The 16,778-nt window shown below is 43.0% G+C and carries 18 protein-coding genes and 1 tRNA gene; 15 read left to right on the forward strand and 4 right to left on the reverse strand.

Features of this window, described 5'->3' with window-relative positions; genetic code table 11:
- Positions 1–104 precede the first annotated feature (104 nt).
- The 15 genes from L5L91_RS13205 (at position 105) to L5L91_RS13275 (ending at position 10,401) form a co-directional block, all read left to right on the forward strand.
- Positions 105–395: a helix-turn-helix domain-containing protein gene (locus L5L91_RS13205; protein ID WP_173243297.1), complete on the forward strand. Its 291-nt coding sequence runs from the start codon at positions 105–107 to the stop codon at positions 393–395.
- Positions 396–426: 31 nt separating this feature from the next.
- A complete protein-coding gene (locus L5L91_RS13210; protein ID WP_263236795.1) occupies positions 427–1,050 on the forward strand; it encodes a hypothetical protein in 624 nt (207 codons plus the stop codon).
- Positions 1,051–1,055: 5 nt separating this feature from the next.
- A complete protein-coding gene (locus tag L5L91_RS13215) occupies positions 1,056–1,382 on the forward strand; it encodes a hypothetical protein (protein WP_006083868.1) in 327 nt (108 codons plus the stop codon).
- Between the two features lie 163 nt (positions 1,383–1,545).
- Positions 1,546–2,298 (forward strand): hypothetical protein, encoded by a 753-nt coding sequence (locus tag L5L91_RS13220; RefSeq protein ID WP_263236799.1) that lies wholly within the window; start codon positions 1,546–1,548, stop codon positions 2,296–2,298.
- 144 nt (positions 2,299–2,442) lie between these two features.
- Positions 2,443–3,300: a helix-turn-helix domain-containing protein gene (locus L5L91_RS13225; protein ID WP_263236800.1), complete on the forward strand. Its 858-nt coding sequence runs from the start codon at positions 2,443–2,445 to the stop codon at positions 3,298–3,300.
- A complete protein-coding gene (locus L5L91_RS13230) occupies positions 3,297–3,980 on the forward strand; it encodes a replication protein P (protein WP_263236801.1) in 684 nt (227 codons plus the stop codon). The genes L5L91_RS13225 and L5L91_RS13230 overlap by 4 nt, the downstream gene beginning before the upstream one ends.
- Positions 3,970–4,194, forward strand: coding sequence for a hypothetical protein (locus L5L91_RS13235; RefSeq protein ID WP_012088970.1), 225 nt, complete (start codon positions 3,970–3,972; stop codon positions 4,192–4,194). Before L5L91_RS13230 ends, L5L91_RS13235 begins: the two co-directional genes overlap by 11 nt.
- Positions 4,195–5,463 (forward strand): tyrosine-type recombinase/integrase, encoded by a 1,269-nt coding sequence (locus L5L91_RS13240; RefSeq protein WP_263236803.1) that lies wholly within the window; start codon positions 4,195–4,197, stop codon positions 5,461–5,463.
- Between the two features lie 57 nt (positions 5,464–5,520).
- On the forward strand, positions 5,521–5,736 hold the full coding sequence (locus tag L5L91_RS13245) for a helix-turn-helix transcriptional regulator (RefSeq protein WP_006082023.1): 216 nt from the start codon (positions 5,521–5,523) through the stop codon (positions 5,734–5,736).
- The gene (locus tag L5L91_RS13250; protein WP_263236805.1) at positions 5,726–6,085 is read left to right on the forward strand and encodes a hypothetical protein; all 360 of its coding nucleotides are present in this window, start codon (positions 5,726–5,728) and stop codon (positions 6,083–6,085) included. Before L5L91_RS13245 ends, L5L91_RS13250 begins: the two co-directional genes overlap by 11 nt.
- A gap of 620 nt (positions 6,086–6,705) precedes the next feature.
- Positions 6,706–7,050, forward strand: coding sequence for a hypothetical protein (locus L5L91_RS13255; protein ID WP_263236807.1), 345 nt, complete (start codon positions 6,706–6,708; stop codon positions 7,048–7,050).
- A 536-nt stretch (positions 7,051–7,586) separates the two neighbouring features.
- Positions 7,587–8,372 (forward strand): hypothetical protein, encoded by a 786-nt coding sequence (locus tag L5L91_RS13260; RefSeq protein ID WP_263236810.1) that lies wholly within the window; start codon positions 7,587–7,589, stop codon positions 8,370–8,372.
- Positions 8,358–8,456, forward strand: a tRNA-OTHER gene (locus L5L91_RS13265). Before L5L91_RS13260 ends, L5L91_RS13265 begins: the two co-directional genes overlap by 15 nt.
- 77 nt (positions 8,457–8,533) lie before the next feature.
- Positions 8,534–9,430, forward strand: a complete 897-nt coding sequence (locus L5L91_RS13270; RefSeq protein WP_263236812.1) for a hypothetical protein — start codon at positions 8,534–8,536, stop codon at positions 9,428–9,430.
- A 143-nt stretch (positions 9,431–9,573) separates the two neighbouring features.
- Complete coding sequence (locus L5L91_RS13275; protein ID WP_263236814.1) at positions 9,574–10,401, forward strand: DUF4145 domain-containing protein; 828 nt, start codon at positions 9,574–9,576, stop codon at positions 10,399–10,401.
- A 172-nt stretch (positions 10,402–10,573) separates the two neighbouring features.
- On the opposite strand, the gene L5L91_RS13280 is transcribed toward L5L91_RS13275, so the two are convergent.
- The 4 genes from L5L91_RS13280 to L5L91_RS13295 form a co-directional block, all read right to left on the reverse strand.
- Positions 10,574–11,836 (reverse strand): type II toxin-antitoxin system HipA family toxin, encoded by a 1,263-nt coding sequence (locus L5L91_RS13280; protein ID WP_263236816.1) that lies wholly within the window; start codon positions 11,834–11,836, stop codon positions 10,574–10,576.
- On the reverse strand, positions 11,833–12,180 hold the full coding sequence (locus L5L91_RS13285; protein ID WP_263236819.1) for a helix-turn-helix domain-containing protein: 348 nt from the start codon (positions 12,178–12,180) through the stop codon (positions 11,833–11,835). The genes L5L91_RS13280 and L5L91_RS13285 overlap by 4 nt, the downstream gene beginning before the upstream one ends.
- Before the next feature lie 676 nt (positions 12,181–12,856).
- On the reverse strand, positions 12,857–13,504 hold the full coding sequence (locus L5L91_RS13290) for an MAE_28990/MAE_18760 family HEPN-like nuclease (protein ID WP_263236820.1): 648 nt from the start codon (positions 13,502–13,504) through the stop codon (positions 12,857–12,859).
- Positions 13,505–13,507: 3 nt separating this feature from the next.
- The gene (locus L5L91_RS13295; RefSeq protein WP_263236823.1) at positions 13,508–14,596 is read right to left on the reverse strand and encodes a DUF262 domain-containing protein; all 1,089 of its coding nucleotides are present in this window, start codon (positions 14,594–14,596) and stop codon (positions 13,508–13,510) included.
- Positions 14,597–16,778: the final 2,182 nt, after the last annotated feature.

Below are 16,778 nucleotides of genomic sequence, written 5' to 3' on the forward strand. Positions count from 1 at the left end.
TATTACCTATTGTAATTGATTTCAGAATATCCATTTTGTAATAAGTGTTTGCTGTTTAATATTTCATTGTGTAATATCCGTGTTAAAGGCAAAACGGAGTCGATATGACAAACATCAAAAAAATACTGAAAGCCATTAATAGGTCTCAGGATGATTTGGCTAGCGAGGTTGGGATCTCACAAGGTTCTGTTAACCACTATGCCAATGGAAATAGAAAACCTAGCTATGACATGGCTTGGAAAGTAGTAAACGCTCTCAATCGCTTAGGTTCCTCATGTTCATTTTCTGATGTTTTTCCTGATCCGTTGGAATGTGATCCACATGCTGTAAATCAATCAAACGATAAACAGGATAACTCAGTTTTAGATATCCCTAAGTCGGCGAGTGTGGCTTAGGTTCACTGTAGGTTGAAGGAGGTAAGTACACATGAAAACCAATTCACGTAAAAAAGATAGCCGTTTGAATTTGTTGATGAAAACGATTCATCGGGTGTTGGAATTGCCCAAGATGACGCGCTTTGCGCTGGCGATAGATTTTGTTGAGGCGGTTGAGCGCCTTGGGCTGAGTGAGGTGTTGGCCGCGGAGGGCATTAGCTTTGCGAGCACGCAAGACGTGCACAACGATGCGCGGATAAATGCCCAAAAGCTGTTCCGTTGGCTTGGCCAGTACGAGGGCCAACATCCACAGGCGGATCGCTTGTTTCATGTTGAGCAAGCACTGGTGGCGGCATTGCCTGAGCATTTGCGGATGCAGTATCTCAACGATGTATTTGGTTGTACTGGGGTGACGGTCATTGCCGATCGCATGAGTGTCGGCCATGTGTTGCATGTGGCCGATATGGCGGCATCGTTAACCAAAGAGAACGCCGAGGCGCAAGTGGCGGTGATCCATTTGGGCTGTGAGCCCAAGCGCGAGCAGTTAGTGGCGGCGCACCGTGAGTTAAAAGAGTCGGCGGCGACCACGCAAGCGAGCATGGCGGCGTTAGAGCTGGCGTACCCGTATTTAGCGAGTCATGGCGGCAAGGCGGCGCAATTCGCGGCCGAGAAGTGACCGCGATGCCGCAATCGAACCTTAACATCAATGTTATCGCCAGTGCTAAGACTGAGCTGCATCAGCAGTTGATCCGCTTGGGCGACATGATCGGCGACGGTTTGCACTTGGAGCCCGATGGCAAATGGATTGCGAAAGAGTATGTAAAAGTGGCGCGGGCGTTAGGTTATCGGCCTAAACGAGCGAATCACAGCGCACAGATTAATGCGGTGATGCTTAAGCGGGTGGCTGATGTGCCGTGTGGCCAGTGCGGTTTGGCTTTAAAGCAAACCAAGTCGGGCTCGAAACGCGCCGTGTGTGCCAATGGGCATAAGTGGCAGTTGTTGAAATGAGTTGTTTGAATGACTTGTTGAAATAAGAGACGGAGTGAATGACATGTTCACAAATCAGTTAAGTGATAACTGGGCGCGTAAAAAGTGCCGTTATCAAATTGCCCGCCACAGTTTGGCGACGAACGCGGGCTTGATACCTAAGTGGCAGTGAGGAGGATAAACGATGTTTGATCCTGAATGTTTAATTTGTTGTTTGGAGGGCGGCGCTGAGTGTTCGGTGCATGGGCAAGTTAGCCGTGATGATGGACCCGCCGTGGCCGCGCTAACCGAGATGGAAACCGCGCAAGTGACGTTACTCGTGATGCAAGCAAGGCAGTTAATGCTTAAGGCGATGGCGCTTAAATCTAAGTCGAACATGCCTAATAGTACTGAGCCTAATGTGCCTGAGCTTAGCGCGGCAACCACTGAACGGGCAGCGTTAAGTGGCGTGAACATGGGCAAAGACATTGCCTGTTTTCATGGGCATACCACGGCGGATTTGTTTAGGCGAACGCAGGTGGGCCGAATGGTTGAGGTGTTAAGGGGCTGCGATGAATTGCAGCATAGTCGCCCTGAGCGTTTGGCGGTTATCGCGACCGACATAGTGGATAAGGCGTTGTTGGGCAATGGCAAGCAGTTGTTGCTGCCGACGGTGAGCATCGATTGGATTATGAATTATCTGCTGATGGAAGAACAACGCGCGGAACGTTCTATTGCGCTATTGGCGGCGGATGTAGGCGCGGCTGATGCGAGTGCAACTAATGCGAATGCCGCTGATATGAATGCAGCTAATGTGAATACCATCGTGACTAGCCGCAACGTGCACATTAAACGGCGTGATTTTTTTAGCCAGTTGCGCAGTAACTTGGCGCAAAGGGTTTACTTGCTTGGCTGTGAAGGCGAGCGAGCGGAGGGCAACGGGGCGCATTGCAGTTGATCCCGTTGTTGTAGACATAAGAAAGCCCGCTGAAGTTTTGGCGACGAACGCGGGCTTAATACCTAAGTGAGGCAATATCATGTTACTGAAGCATGGGGTTTGCGTCAATTCGAGTTTGTGGGTTGCTCCGTTTGGGGGTGACTTATGAGTATGGAATTGATGGTAAAAGCGATGAAGGCCAAGGTGGGTAATCCACTGCGCAAGCTGGTGTTGATCAAGCTTGCCGATAACGCCAATGACCAAGGCGAATGCTGGCCGAGTTACGAGTATATTTCGCAGGCTTGTGAGATAAGCGAGCGGTCGGCGATTAACCACATTAATGCGCTGGTTGACGTCGGACTGGTGCGCAAAATTACCCGCAAGAGTGAGCATAAACGCAATACATCCAACCTTTATATTTTGGACTTTTCATCGTGTGTTCTGAGTGATAAACCTGCTCAACCCCTACCTTTTACTGAGGGTGCAGCAAATTCACCCCTAGAAAATACTGAGGGTGCAGCAGATTCACCCCTAGAAAATATTGGGGGTGCAGCAGATTCACCCCTAGCCAATTTTGAGGGTGCAGCAAATGCACCCATGGGTGCAGGAGATTCACCCTCTGAGGGTGCAGGAGCTGCACCCAGAATCTGTCACTCTTTTGAACCTATCAAAGAATCTTTAAAAGATAGTTGTCCAGCAACGAGTGCGAAGTCGGTTTTCAATGCGTTTTTCAAAGCGTATCCCGCCCACCGCAAAGGCGGCTCGGATTCGGCTGCGTGGAAAGCGTGGAAGGCCGAAAAGCTGACCGATGCTGATTGCGTGTTGGCGGTGACGTGGTTGAAGGACGCTGCGGCGCTGGATGCGAGTTGGGGCTTTAGTGCTAACGGCCAGTTTGTGCTCGGCATTACCAAGTTTATCCGTGAACGCCACTGGCTAACGCCGTTGCCAAGACCGATGGGTACCGCGGTTGGGCAAGTGGATTGGAGTTATGCGGTGTATGACCCAGAGGACCCCTTGATATGACTGCCAATCAAAATGCGAGCATGAAATCACTGCAGACCTTGATGCGCCAGCCGCTGGTTGGGCAGGGGCGTGTTAGCCAACCCGAACCCACGGCAATGGACATGGCGATTGTGGACAGCGTGTTTAGCAAGTTGCGGGTGTTGTTTCCGGTGAGTGCACCGCGGCCTGAGGACGAAGCGACCCACAAAGCCGAGTGGCTTAAAACCTTGGCGGCACAGGGCATTGCGAGCCGCGAGCAAGTGCAAGCGGGGCTGAATCGCGCCAGACGCGAGCAGGGCGACAGGCAGTTTTGGCCGACACCACGCCAGTTTGCTTTGTGGTGCCAACCCACGGCCTGTGATTTGGGGTTGCCCAAGTTAGAGGCGGCGTTTAAGGAAGCGACGCGCCATTACCATCACCCTGATAAGCATACGTGGAGCCATGATGTGGTGCGCTTAGCGGTGCGTGAAACAGGCAGTTGGATGTTTGCAACAGGGCTCGAAAAGGACGTGTTGATGACGTTTGAGCGCAATTACAAAGTGTTGTGCCGCCGCTTTAGCCGTGGCGAGTTGACGGATATTGAGTTGCCAAAGGCACTACCCGAAACGGTGACGCGGCCCACTGAGGCAGCAAAGGCCAAATCAATTATTGCCACGCTACGAACCAACCTTGGGCTTAAGGGGGCAAATGATGGCGAATAAACCACTGACCCAGCGCGAACGCTTGATGCGCATCATCACAGGGAAACGGTTTTGGACTCTGTTTGAAATCCAGCAAGAGAGCTTTAACCGTTTTGGGGTTCACGACAGCGAGACGGCGTTAAGTGCGCGGTTTCGGGATATGCCGATGAACCAGCGGGTAAAACGCATACGCTCGGGTACTCATCACACCTTTGAATATCGGTTGGAGGGTTAGATGGCGCAGGTGATGACAGCAACAGGCGTGGAGCAAGGTAAGTTAAACGATGCGGTATTACGCCGTTGGTTAAGGGCAGGGATAACGCGGGACTTTCGGGACACGCAGTTTCCGGCAGTGCGGTTACGGGCCTCGACCGATAGACGCCAAGCCTCAGTGTATTTAGTGATGAACGAAGCGGGCAAAACCGTGTGGCAAAAACAGGGCGTGTGGCCAGTGATGTGCTTAAAGACCTTTTTAACCGAGTTACCCAGTTTGCTCGCCAAACGCAGTATGGGCCAAGCGGTAATCAGCAACGAGTTTGCCACGGTAGCGCAATTGCTGGCGTGGTTTGTCACCCATGTGGAATGCAACCGCACTTTAAGCAACAGCTGGCGCAGTAACTGTAAATCGTTAGTGAGTAAACATCTCAGTGGTTGCTTTGGTGAGTTACCACTCAATGAGCTGAACTTTATCGCGGTGGACAGTTACTTAATCAAACCCATGTTGGCGCAAGGCTACTCGGCCAATTACATCAAAGCCGCGGTAAAAGTGTTGAAACGAGCGCTATCGGTTGCGGCCGATTTACGGGTGTTAGACACCAATAGTTTGGCGGGGTATCGGGTGCAAATGAGTTTGAAGATGCCCCCTTTGGTGGGCACGCAGTTAAGCGAGTCGGACGTGGGGCCGTTATTCAGCGCCCTACGAAATGCTGCAAGACCGGTGGCGATGCTGTTTGTGTTAATGCTGATGTTCGGTACCCGCATAGGTGAAACCCGCTTAGCAAGATGGGACCACTTTGCCGGCGATTACTGGTTTATTCCCGCTGAGAATGCCAAGAACCGCCAAGAGCATCGCTTGCCCATGACGCCGACGGCCAAGAAGCTGATAACCCATTATGCCCAGTGGCAATACACGCATGTGGGCAAGCGGGCGTTTTTGTTCCCAGGCGAAGTGGGGCCGGTGAGCATTCGCACTGCGCAGTATTGGAGTGAAACGATTCGGTTTAAGGCGTTTACATCGCATGCGCTGCGCAAACTGTGCCGCACCATTATTGCCGACATGGGCGTAGATACCATGGTCGGTGAGCGGATTTTGAATCACACCTTGCCATTGCTGCTACGCACTTACGTTAACAGCACCTTAGATAAAGGCATGTTGATGGCGTTGGATGCCTACCACGCACACTTAATCACGCTAGGGTTTGATGATGTGGCGCCCGAGATTATGCGCCAATCGACCACTGAGCCGAGTGAGCCAGACGAGCCAATGTTAGTGGGGTGGTTATGACAATGACAATTGGAACAACTAGAACAACTGGGTTATGGACTTCACGCAGGAGGATTTATGGCTAATCGCGCCGCGGATGTATTGAAAGTAGGGCGCCGTTTACGGGGCATGACCCAAGACGAAGTGGCTGAGATTTACGGCATTAGCCGCAACACTTACCAACGTTGGGAAAATGGCCGTACTACTGCGCCCTATGACGATGTGACATCGATATGCCTTGATGTGTTTAAGCTTTCGATCGAGAAGATAAATGAGGTGGCCAATGGGCTTTAGCGATGAACCCGAGCAGAGGATGAACATTAAGGCGTTGCGGTTAGGGTTATATCGCTGGGGCCGTTATTGGGTGTACCAAGAATTGGGCAAGGGGTTTTCGAACCGCAGCGCCTGCGACCGTTTAGGTGAAGCACTGGGCGGCGGCAACTTAAAGCACGAACTTAACGTGCCTGCCCACGTCGCCCATTTTGACCACCTCGTTGAGCAGTTATCCCTTAACTGCAAACGCGCCATTCGCGCTCATTACCTGTGCAAAGAGCAGTGGGCCTTAATGGGATTTGACAGCAAAAAGTCCTATATCTTCTGGCTAAGAAAAGCCGAAATGGCACTGCTAGATAGGGTGAGTTAGAAGGAACGCTCTCTTGCGAGGGCTGGCGGGTTAGCCGGTTGTCCACCAAGACTGCTAACCCGTTGACCGGATTTTATCCAAGGTTCGGACAGATACCTATGTATACCACCACGAGTGACCGAAACGGGATCTTGTTTTCAAATTATCTCAAACACCCAAATCTAAATACATTTAAAATTAGATACTTAAAGGTTACCCTTTTGAGGTGGTCGGTTTGGAAAAACTCGCATGCGGTTTTTATGTTAGATTATTGTATATGAAAAGCGGTAGAAAGCTGATAACTTCGGTTTAATACAGATAGTCAACTATGTGCGTTTTTATTGTGCTCATCAGATAAACAGCACCGCGCATAAATACTAAGACATTAGGTGCTTACCGGAGTTCGATCGCTCACAAGTAAGAGTTGGCCCAAATTGGAGTGTAGATAATCTTAGTGGCACTACATTTGGTGCTTTAGAGATTATTCAAAGAATAAAAAAATATGAAACCTATGGTGGATCAAACACCTAACAAATGGTTTCAAGTCGGGCTAGTAACAGCTTGTACGGTTCCACTTTGTTTCACAGTTTAATAAACTACGCTAGCCGCTAAAAACGGCGTTAAAAATAAGGATGTTGTAAATGGAGACTGTTGATCTGCTCAAAAGAATGCAGGAATTAGGCGCGTCATTTTCGATCAGTGTGCCAGCACCCTTTGGTACTCAAATATTCGTATGTGGGCCTTGGGACATGATCGAGCTTATAGAAGATCAGGCAGCTTTACACGCAAAATGCTACGGTGTTTCAAAGGAAGAATATCTAAGGTGTGTCGAAGAAGAGTTTTGTTTAAGGTGTGCAGGAATAACATCTAAGGGTAACCGCTGTAAAAATATTGTCGAAGATGGCACTGGCATATTGCCTAAAGAGTGGGCAGAGCGGCAAGGTGAGTATTGCCACTTACACGGCGGAGATACAGCCAACTTCTAACAAGGCCGAGCAGCAGGACGTCAAAAGCTATGGGCCTTGGTGCCTTTACTTCGTAAATTATGTACCCCTGTCGGCGCAGTTAATTCATAGAGTTTCTAATCCGAAAGTTACAAATCAGAGTAATTGTACTAACATATTTATGCCCCATTTCTCGTTGGCAAAGTGACATCTAGCTCACTACAACATCAGTATGTTGACCCAATTTTAGTAATGATAAAGAGTTCTGGCATTATCAGTTATCAACCGCAATTACCCTAGCCAATGAGAAAATGTGGTGCGAGTATCAACCTGAATGCGAGGTCAAAATGTTGTTCATCAAGATCAATAATGAGTCAGATATGAGCGTAAAAGAATGAGAAAGATAAAACGATATCAAGTAATTACCCATCAAACTGTATAAGAAATAGCTATCGCAAAAAAGCAAATTCCTATAGCATCATTTATACCAATTGACATGGATGTGACAGCGGCAAAGTCTAACAAGCGATTTATGCCCCGCAAACAGCGCAGAGCATAAATATTAGGACGTTAGCTGAATGAGTATGTATAGACCTCCGAGTGTTAGAAACTTTAAATTATTTATCGGCGAACTCACTGCTGAAGCCGCGGCTGTTCACATATCTCTACTTGACTCACAGGATCGAGAAAAAGAACAAAAAGACTACTGGAAAAGCAAAGCAAGTGACGCAGGGATAGTGCTAAATGGCATTACTTCAAAGCGCATTTTGAATAGTCAAATCAGGTTATCTATTGTATCTATTTATAGTGGTTTCGATGTGTTTTTGGAAGAAGTAGAGGACGAATTTAAAAAGTTTGGCTATAAGTGGATCAAGCCGGATAAAGTTTCTCCCCTTGTAGTTCTTGAGCAGAACTACATTGGTAAGCCAACTAATAAAACGTACTTCCGGTACGAAAATGATGCCGTTGACTATTTCCGGTTGCTTCGTAACTCAATTGCCCATCCGAGTGAAGATAATAAAACTAGCGCAAACGAGTTTTATAAATCAAGATCCGAATCGATTGATTTCGTTAGAAACAAATACAACATGGTGTCAGCACCGAATGATCCAAGCAGCATATCATTTCATGATATAAAGTTTTGGTGTCAAATGCTTTTGGAGTTTACCGAAACAATTACTCTGTTGCTTGAGCCTGAAGAAAGTAAAATTTACTCAAAGATACCTTTTGAACGGTGGAAAAAATATGGTCACAACCATGAGAAGCTGAAAAAAGTGGCAACAAACTATATTCATTCTGAATATTCGTATAGTTTAGATCTAGCTAGAGAGATCGTAGATAAGTTTTATGACCCACTCGCTTAATCGGTAAAGCAACTCCCTTCATAAGCACCTTGGTATAGGGTGTTTATGAAGGAGTAGCTCTGAGTTCGAGTCTCAGGTGGGCCACATTGCTAACAAGCCAATGCACGCGGGGCCTGCTTCGTTGCTCAGTGATTGGGGCGTTAGCTACGCCTAAGAGGAATATGAAAGTTCTGGAATTGAGGTATCTAGATGAGCTATGTGAAGGGATTTTGAAGTGTAATGATCCGGATATTGTAAAAAGTAAGCTCAGGTATTTTTGTATAAATACGAAGACGTTAGGCATTACGATAGATTGTGGAACATATATGCAAATTTCTAGAAGAACAAAGTTCTCATTAGCACAACTTTTAGGCGTAATTGAACGTCCTGATATTTTTGTTATTTTTGAAAAGTACCACCTCAATCCGCAAGCAGTCTCTTCGGTGGGAGGTATTAGCTCTGAGATTCAAGGGGCGCATGAAAGCGTTTTATCAGATTTAGTTGTTGAAGTGGTTCAAAGTAATAAAACACTTAGAAATCAGACCTCACCTCGGTACAAGTTTGATGAAAAATATTCTATTTTTCAAAAATCCCTCTTGCTAGATGGTTATGGAATCGAGGGAAATCAAATCAGCGCTCTTGACCCAAACTTTGACAGATACGAGCCTGTTGAAGATGAGTTATTGAATGAGATCGATAACTCAAATCTCTCAAATAAGGCAAGCATTTCACAAGCGGTAAAGGCATCAGCAGAAGATTTTATAAAAGCGCAGCCTGATTATAATGGTAGTCTGACTAATATTCGTATTGCTTTGGAAACGATTATTCGTGAAATTGCGATTCTCAATGGTTTTGCCCATGCTAGAAATGGTGGGAATACATGGGGACCTTCTCTTGCACACTTAAGAACGTGTGGATTCATTGACACTAGAGAAGAGCAAGCATTAGCTGTGATGTTTACATTTATCAGTAATGGAGCACATATTCCTCTAGGTTTTAGCCATGAGGAATTTGTTCGTCTTGGTCGTAATATGTGCTCATCAATGTGCTATTTTGTCATGAAAAAGTTCAATGCCTAATAAATTCTTCAAGAGTGACTGTCAACGCGTGGTGTTTCCAGTCTCATTGAGCTGCGGTGGTTACGGTTGTTTTGTTTGAGTTTAGTGGTGATGCTTTGCCTGCCCCTTAGGCGGGCGTTAGCTATTAAGGAGAGTAACGAGTAATGAAAAAAATTATTATAAACAACATATGGTGGGTAACATTCTTGCTCGCAATATGTTTGCTTACTCTTCATAGCTTTAAAATCGCGTCTATTGAAGTTGATTCAACATCAATTATTTTGCTAATTGTTGCACTATTAAGTCCATTCATAACATCCATTAAAAAAATTAAATATGGAGAGTTTGAAGCAGAAATTGATCCGAAAGAAGTTGAGAAAATTAAAACCGATATTGAAAATAATTCAACAGCTAAAAGTACAGAAGAAGAATTTGAAAGTGAAGTGGACGAAACCTCTAATGCAATTAGAGAATTAGCAAAATCGGACCCAATCATTGCGCTAGCGAAAATTAGAATTGAACTTGAAAAAGTTCTAAATAGGATAGCTAGAAGCACGGAAATTGATGTTCATCGACTCTCGTTAGGTAGTATTGTAAAAGCTCTCTCTAATCATGAAATTATTTCTGCCCAGACTGGGAAGTCACTTAGCCAAGTAATAAATATCTGTAATAGAGCAATTCATGGGGAAACAATTTCTGAAGAAAGTGCTGAAACTATAGTAGAGTTGGGAATTAAATTACTTGAAGAGATTACTTGGGATTTAGAGCTACAGTTAATGTCCGGTGTAGTAAAAAGTGAAGTGGTAATAACACCAGAAGAAATGCATAGTTATTATGAAGAGAAAAAATACAAACTAACTACTATTATTCCATTGGTAGAAAACCCTAAAAGAGTTGTTCGAGAGCTTAGTCAAGAACAATTATATAATTTTCTTGACGGTTATACAGAGTTTGCTGAGTTTATTGTCGAGTTGGTTGAAATTAAAAAATGACTAATCGGATAGCAGGGGGTATCTAATTTTCTGCCCCACATCACCCTACATGCAGCTATTCTGGGGCGGTTTTTTCCCTTAAGATGAATCGAATCTCTAGAGAACTGATTCACACCGATACCCAGATGTTACAACCGAAATTAATATTATTATTGGGGCCTGATATCATTAGCTAGCAGAGGATTTTAAAGTCGTTATGTAGTTTCGCCCAGTGTGTTTTTAATATTGCTTTATGCTCTTCATGCATGGGGAGTTCAGCAAGTGCCTCTGGCCAAAGAGTACGGGCTTTTTGCATGGCATCTAGTAAATGAACCTTTATCGCGGGCCATGGTAGGCCTGTTCTCGTTGCCCATGCTTGGAAGGTGGTGATATCAATGGCGTACCATAGCTTTTGTTTATTCATGTTGAGGGCTATGGCGGTTTCGCCTTCTATGTAGGGTAAGGTGCTGACAATATCGTAAGCGGGCGAGAGTATCGCATTTTGGGCATCTGGGTAGATAACACTCCAATTTTTTAAGTGGGCATCACCGTTGGCGAGCAAGATATTGGCCAGCAACCGCCTTGCCATTTGCTGCACATCTTTTAATCCATTGTAGCTGCTCATGTATAGAGCTTTAGCTATGGCTTCATAGTTGTATTTACCGTATTTATCATGGGCGTAAACTTCGAATATTTGGGCAAAGTCCTCTGCATGAATGCGGCCTGTATCACTGCGGTCAAAGCGTTTAATTGCGTATGCCGTTGGTTCATCTGGGAGTTTGATGTTAGGTAGATTATCCAATGCGTTAAGCGAGATGAGCTCAATTTCAGGGATATTCACTCCGATTATTTGTGCCAACTTCATTGCAGTGTATTCATTTTGCGGGACGTTGCGGTGTACTGTTGAAGGCGTCTTGATAATCCAACTATCTTGGCCTTCTTGATTGGCATTTATGTTGAATCGTCCATCGTTTCTGCTTGTCGAGAATTTCATTTGAACACCAGCAAGTGAAAACTTATTACTGGTGTGGGTGATGTCGATTACGATAGCTTCTGTTCTTTCCCGTGGTGATAGTGCCCAGGCTGGAATATCTTCTTTTGCTATGGCTGATGCGATTAAGCCGCCAGGAAGATTGTTCCCTGCCCATGCTAGTATAGGAAATTCGTTGTTTTCATGTACTTTTAGCGCGGCTGACATCCAGTGCCGCAATGCGCCCTCGGGGAGCAAATTGGACAGCACCGGTGATAATCTTTGTGTTCTGACTTGTATTTTATCGATGTAGTGGGGGTCTAGCAGCTGGGTGAGCGTTAATGTTGGTCTAAGTGCTTTTGGCATCGCGATATATTCAGGGTCAAATTTCAGAATGTTTTTACCACCAGAATAATGGGTGAGTATCGCAATCCGTTGATGATTTAAATAAAGCGCGAGGGCCTCTACTGATTCAGCCGGTTTCATAGGTTATCTTCTTTATCATCAACTGAATGTAGGACCTTATCCCAAGATGTGCCCGTCTCTGTCGTTAAGTTGTTAGGCGAGTGACGGTCAATTTCTGGTTCTAAAGTTGCTTGGTTAATGAGTGCTTTTACTGCACTTATGTGCTGTTTAGGAACGAGCATCATTTCAAGATTTAATCCTTCCAAGACTCTCAGTAATGTCGATAAGCGAGTATCACTGCCACTTTCTATTCGTTGGTATTGTTGCTGTGACATTCCTATGTTTAGCAGCATGTCTTTCTGACTTAGTGCTAGTTGTTCTCGGTAGTGCTTGAGTTCTGTGGCTAATTCACTGAGGTGCTTCATGGTGTTGGCTCGATTATCTTTTACTCATAAACATCATATTAGTTGTTATCTGCTATTAATTACAACTAATGCGATGTTATTTTGTGTAAATACAATCAATTTGTTGTTTATACGTATGAATACAACATATTAGTTGTATATGTGCCGTTGATGTCGTATTGAATTTTGTCATAGATGAGGCGGTGTCGCTGGCTACACTATGGCCGCGCTGGTGTGTGTGAGTAGGCCGGCTTGATTGTGTGAGAGAGATTAAAGAGTCGTTATTTAACACCACACTTCTGGACAAAACCTTGTTAGATAATTCATTCTTATTAGCCAGATTCGGATTAGCTATCCTATTAGTAACGCCTCTTTGGGCTACAAACTAATCAACGCTCGATATAACTAGTCGGAATGGGCATAACAGGGACTTTGTTCATCTTAAGGGAAAAACGCCCCAGAATAGCCGCAAATGGGGGGGAGGGCGGGTTTTAGCGGTTGGCGTGAATCAGTCTGGTGTAGAGTGATTCACTAGCTCATTTTTGGATAATTCCGAATTTGACTTTTAGCTCGAATTAGTGAATTTCGAATTAAAATTTCTAAGGATTAACTCCCCACATAGTGGGAAGGTATTGTCACCTAAATTGTGTGAACAGTTTAGGTGACAACTATTGTTGAGTACGGCTGCAGACGCTTGTTAAGCGACATTTTTTATGAATGACTTTAATATTGCAACATTTTCTATATCATCTTTATATGACCGAATTAAATCGAAAACTCGATCTGATATTCTTATATAATCGTCAAAGTTTACATCCATAAATTCACCATGAGCGATATAGTTTCTTTTGTTAACTATAGACTCATCAATAAATGGGTACAGGTGCATATATTTTTTTACATCTATACCAACAGATTTTGCTATACGGTCAAACACTTCGGAACTAAGGTTAGATTCAGTATTTACATAATTTTTATAGCTTATATTGGAGTTTTTTTTCATATTGTTAACAATAAATCGAAGAGACTCAATTGCAGCAACAGAGCTTTTTGTATCAGCAAGCGTTGAAAGGTGAGACTTAAATGACTGTACTATATAAACATCACTAAGCTCATCATTCTTTAGTTTCTGATTTGATATATATTCTAGAAGTATTTCAGTCGATGATTTAATGAAACCTTCCCAATGGGAGTAAAGAATAGCTACTCCTGCCCTTAATATCGTTTTGTGCGCAACATTACCCTTCATAGAGGCCTGCATTCTTAGTTCAATAATTTCGCGACTTCTCCAGGAAATTTCATCATTTAATGCCGCAGATAAATGTTGAACCGTTTTTATTCTCATAAGTTAAAACCATTCTACGGCTATTGGCAAAATATTTGCCAATCTTGTTGTTCCTCTTACGCCTGCTTTAGCGTTATCTGTAAATCTTGCGTCAGCCCACATATTTTTTATGGAATCTATTACTTTAGCTTCGCCACCTACCTCAAGATTATCAATATTCTTTGACATTCCATGCGTTATTGCTTCATATGCTGAAATTAAAAAGCCTCTGATAAAGTTTCCGTTATCATATTTTTTGAAGCTTTCCGCACTAAGGGATTTTTCTAACAATACGAAAATCCGATTAAATAATAATATTTCAGAATCTATATCGTATTCAACGTCGGTAGCCATATCAATCGCAACGTCATCAAGCCAAACATGTACATCTATTTTTTGGTCATAATCTTTATATCTATATGCAAGAAAACGCAAGAGAAGTTCAATAGGCTTTTGCTCTGATATAGATTTCTCAGTTTGTGCGGTACATTTTATAAAGTTTAAATTTTGCGACGCTAATTCAAGTTTTCTATAAAGTTCTTTGTTTAGCATTACTATCACACAATTACGCACCTCTTGTTCTGACAGCTTTGCACCGCCGGTATTTAAGCGTTGAAAGAGTTCATACTTAGCTCTTTGATCACTTTCACGCTTCAAAATTTCGACTCGAATTCTTGCCCTTTCAACATCCAATCGTATTGACATGGGTAATGCCTTATCTTCATCCTCATCTAAGGCGAGCCAACTAAGTCCATCTAATGATGGAAGTAGTTTTGTACCCGACGGTGAAAAAGGTAAGATTTTTTCACCGTCGGCGTTTTTAAGGATTCCCGCATAATGAAAAATAGTTGATAGCCGCTGTAGTCCATCAATCAGCTCCCAGCGGCCTTTTTCATCTGTAAAAACAAAAATAGGCGGAATTGGAATTCCTAAAATTAGTGATTCAATAAACCTTGTGCGTCTGGAGTCATCCCAGCGATATAATCTTTGGTATTCTGGCTGAATAATGAGTTCGCCTCTCTCATAAATGCGCATAATCTCACCAAGAGACATATCCAAGCCATCTTTAACTATTTCTTGCTTAGCTTTGCTTACTTCTTTATCAATACTCATATAAGGTATCCGGAATGCGATCAATTCTCTATTCACTTAATTTATACTTTGCACTGTTTGCAGGGCATAAATAGCTTGAACAATTTATTTGTAAACATGCGCGTTTACCTCATTAGGCCATTAAACATGCGCACAGTTAACTAGCTGTATTGCAAAGAACTTATCAGTTTTTTTTCAAATACACCATGCTTTTTTCAAACTTATAATCTAGCAATCACAATACTTAACCAATTATTTTTACCTTTACCACATGAAAAACGCGCCCGAACATTAACTAAAACCCCTTAAAACACGTATTTTTGATGACGGAGGTATAACGATCCTGTTCCGGCCACCACTCGTCATGTATGACCGAAGGCAAAATATAGATAAGCATTTGTTGGGCAATAATAAGGTCGCCAGTGTGTAGTTCAATGCTCGTTGCTGAGTTATTTTGGAGCAATTGCGCGTTAACCCACATCGTAAAATTGACCTACATATACTACAAACTCTTCTAAATTAAGATCAAAAACACCCTAGTCCCTATCATCTTCTTCGATATCATTTAGAGTTGCAATTTGTCGTATTGAGTTTGTTAAACTAATCCATGACATTGCATGCTTATATGAGACTTGAAACGCAACCGGAATCAGTTGCTCAAAAGTCGGCAATATCTCATGAGCCGACTGAACCAAACAAATGGCCTTCAACCTTCCCAATTTCTCATAGCTAGCGTCACGCTTGAACCTGTTATATTGCTTTAAATGTTCATTGATATTTTTACAATTAATAGCATGCTTACTCTAATGAAAAACTATACTCGAATCTTTCCGAGCATGGAAAAACGCCTCAAGCATAAATGATACGACCTGCCCAATTCTTCTGTAAGCTCTTTTTGTTTTCGCTATCTGGTATTACGACAACCAACAAATAAAAAAATTGGCTCACTATATAACCAATACAAAGATTAAATATGATCGAGTTTCCTAAATCAAACTTGTAAAACAGTGTCCCTACAAAAGTTTCCGTAAGTAAAGAGGTTAAGGGTTCATCTGATGATTTAAACAGTAAGAACACCGCAAGTGCTAGGAAAAACCATATAAGGCTTTTTCAATAATTTTCACAACTTCCTCATGTGAGCTAATGTTTTATTAGTATGTATGCGCGTTTACCTAATTAGACCAGTAAAAATGCGCACAGTTAATTACGTGTAATAAAAGGAACTTATCCGCTTTTTATCAAATACTCCATGCGCGTTTTCCAAATCTATTATCTAACCTATATAAAATTTAAGTATTTATTTTTTTAATAGTTTTATCATTACAGTATTGGGATAACACGCACGCAAATTGAATGAAAAATACTCGTTTTTGTATACGACTGTATAACGATCCTTTTTCGGCCACTCGTGGAGAATAGTTGAATGTCGGACATAAATGAGAATTTGTAGGGCAATGAGGTAGCAAATTTGCGATTTACCAACCGAGTGCTAGTAAGCTTTTGCGCATAAACGTGCCAGAACTGACTGGCCTGACACGAGTTTGGACCAAAGCATGTGAAACAGACTAGGCAAGTCTGATTCATTGAATCAGTCTGACCTAGAGTGATTCACTGGCTCGAGTTCTGCTTGAGAAACTAGTTAAATTGCGCTTCACATTCTTTAGATTTACAACCAAGACAAACTTTATTTTTTAAATACTTAACTACAACATCATTCACTATAGATACTGCTTGTTCATGGTTTACTGTATTTTGGGGTATTTCCCAACCCATAACACCATGCCGAGCTTCTACGCCTAAAATACCAAAATTATTTGCTGTACCTGTAAAAAGCTTTTATTTTATTTTCATCTGATTTTAAATCTTTAATTATTTTTTAACGCCACCGCTATAGTGGAAACGGTATCCCAAATACAATATAGATTCCTCCAATCTAAGCCTATTGTGATTTGCCTTAAAATATTAAAGATATCTTCATTATCTATACAAAACTCAATATACCCTGTAGTAGAACTAAATGGGTTTAGTAATTTTGAAACAATTGGCTCTCCAATAAAAGGATTAGATGGTAATATTTCCCCTTTGACTCTAGAAGAAGTTCAATCAGAATATGATGGGCATTCTTCATTCGAGAAATATAGTTCATCCAACTTTATGCTACCCCTGCAGAGGTAATCATTAAACCCCCAGTGAATAGCAGATG

This window comes from Shewanella sp. SM55 (assembly GCF_025654025.1).
In the GTDB taxonomy this organism is placed as follows: Bacteria; Pseudomonadota; Gammaproteobacteria; order Enterobacterales; family Shewanellaceae; genus Shewanella; species Shewanella oncorhynchi.

Coding starts and splice junctions, on each gene's coding strand:
- L5L91_RS13205 (WP_173243297.1), top strand. CDS start 105: ATGACAAACATCAAAAAAATACTGAAAGCCATTAATAGGTCTCAGGAT.
- L5L91_RS13210 (WP_263236795.1), top strand. CDS start 427: ATGAAAACCAATTCACGTAAAAAAGATAGCCGTTTGAATTTGTTGATG.
- L5L91_RS13215 (WP_006083868.1), top strand. CDS start 1,056: ATGCCGCAATCGAACCTTAACATCAATGTTATCGCCAGTGCTAAGACT.
- L5L91_RS13220 (WP_263236799.1), top strand. CDS start 1,546: ATGTTTGATCCTGAATGTTTAATTTGTTGTTTGGAGGGCGGCGCTGAG.
- L5L91_RS13225 (WP_263236800.1), top strand. CDS start 2,443: ATGAGTATGGAATTGATGGTAAAAGCGATGAAGGCCAAGGTGGGTAAT.
- L5L91_RS13230 (WP_263236801.1), top strand. CDS start 3,297: ATGACTGCCAATCAAAATGCGAGCATGAAATCACTGCAGACCTTGATG.
- L5L91_RS13235 (WP_012088970.1), top strand. CDS start 3,970: ATGGCGAATAAACCACTGACCCAGCGCGAACGCTTGATGCGCATCATC.
- L5L91_RS13240 (WP_263236803.1), top strand. CDS start 4,195: ATGGCGCAGGTGATGACAGCAACAGGCGTGGAGCAAGGTAAGTTAAAC.
- L5L91_RS13245 (WP_006082023.1), top strand. CDS start 5,521: ATGGCTAATCGCGCCGCGGATGTATTGAAAGTAGGGCGCCGTTTACGG.
- L5L91_RS13250 (WP_263236805.1), top strand. CDS start 5,726: ATGGGCTTTAGCGATGAACCCGAGCAGAGGATGAACATTAAGGCGTTG.
- L5L91_RS13255 (WP_263236807.1), top strand. CDS start 6,706: ATGGAGACTGTTGATCTGCTCAAAAGAATGCAGGAATTAGGCGCGTCA.
- L5L91_RS13260 (WP_263236810.1), top strand. CDS start 7,587: ATGAGTATGTATAGACCTCCGAGTGTTAGAAACTTTAAATTATTTATC.
- L5L91_RS13270 (WP_263236812.1), top strand. CDS start 8,534: ATGAAAGTTCTGGAATTGAGGTATCTAGATGAGCTATGTGAAGGGATT.
- L5L91_RS13275 (WP_263236814.1), top strand. CDS start 9,574: ATGAAAAAAATTATTATAAACAACATATGGTGGGTAACATTCTTGCTC.
- L5L91_RS13280 (WP_263236816.1), bottom strand. CDS start 11,836: ATGAAACCGGCTGAATCAGTAGAGGCCCTCGCGCTTTATTTAAATCAT.
- L5L91_RS13285 (WP_263236819.1), bottom strand. CDS start 12,180: ATGAAGCACCTCAGTGAATTAGCCACAGAACTCAAGCACTACCGAGAA.
- L5L91_RS13290 (WP_263236820.1), bottom strand. CDS start 13,504: ATGAGAATAAAAACGGTTCAACATTTATCTGCGGCATTAAATGATGAA.
- L5L91_RS13295 (WP_263236823.1), bottom strand. CDS start 14,596: ATGAGTATTGATAAAGAAGTAAGCAAAGCTAAGCAAGAAATAGTTAAA.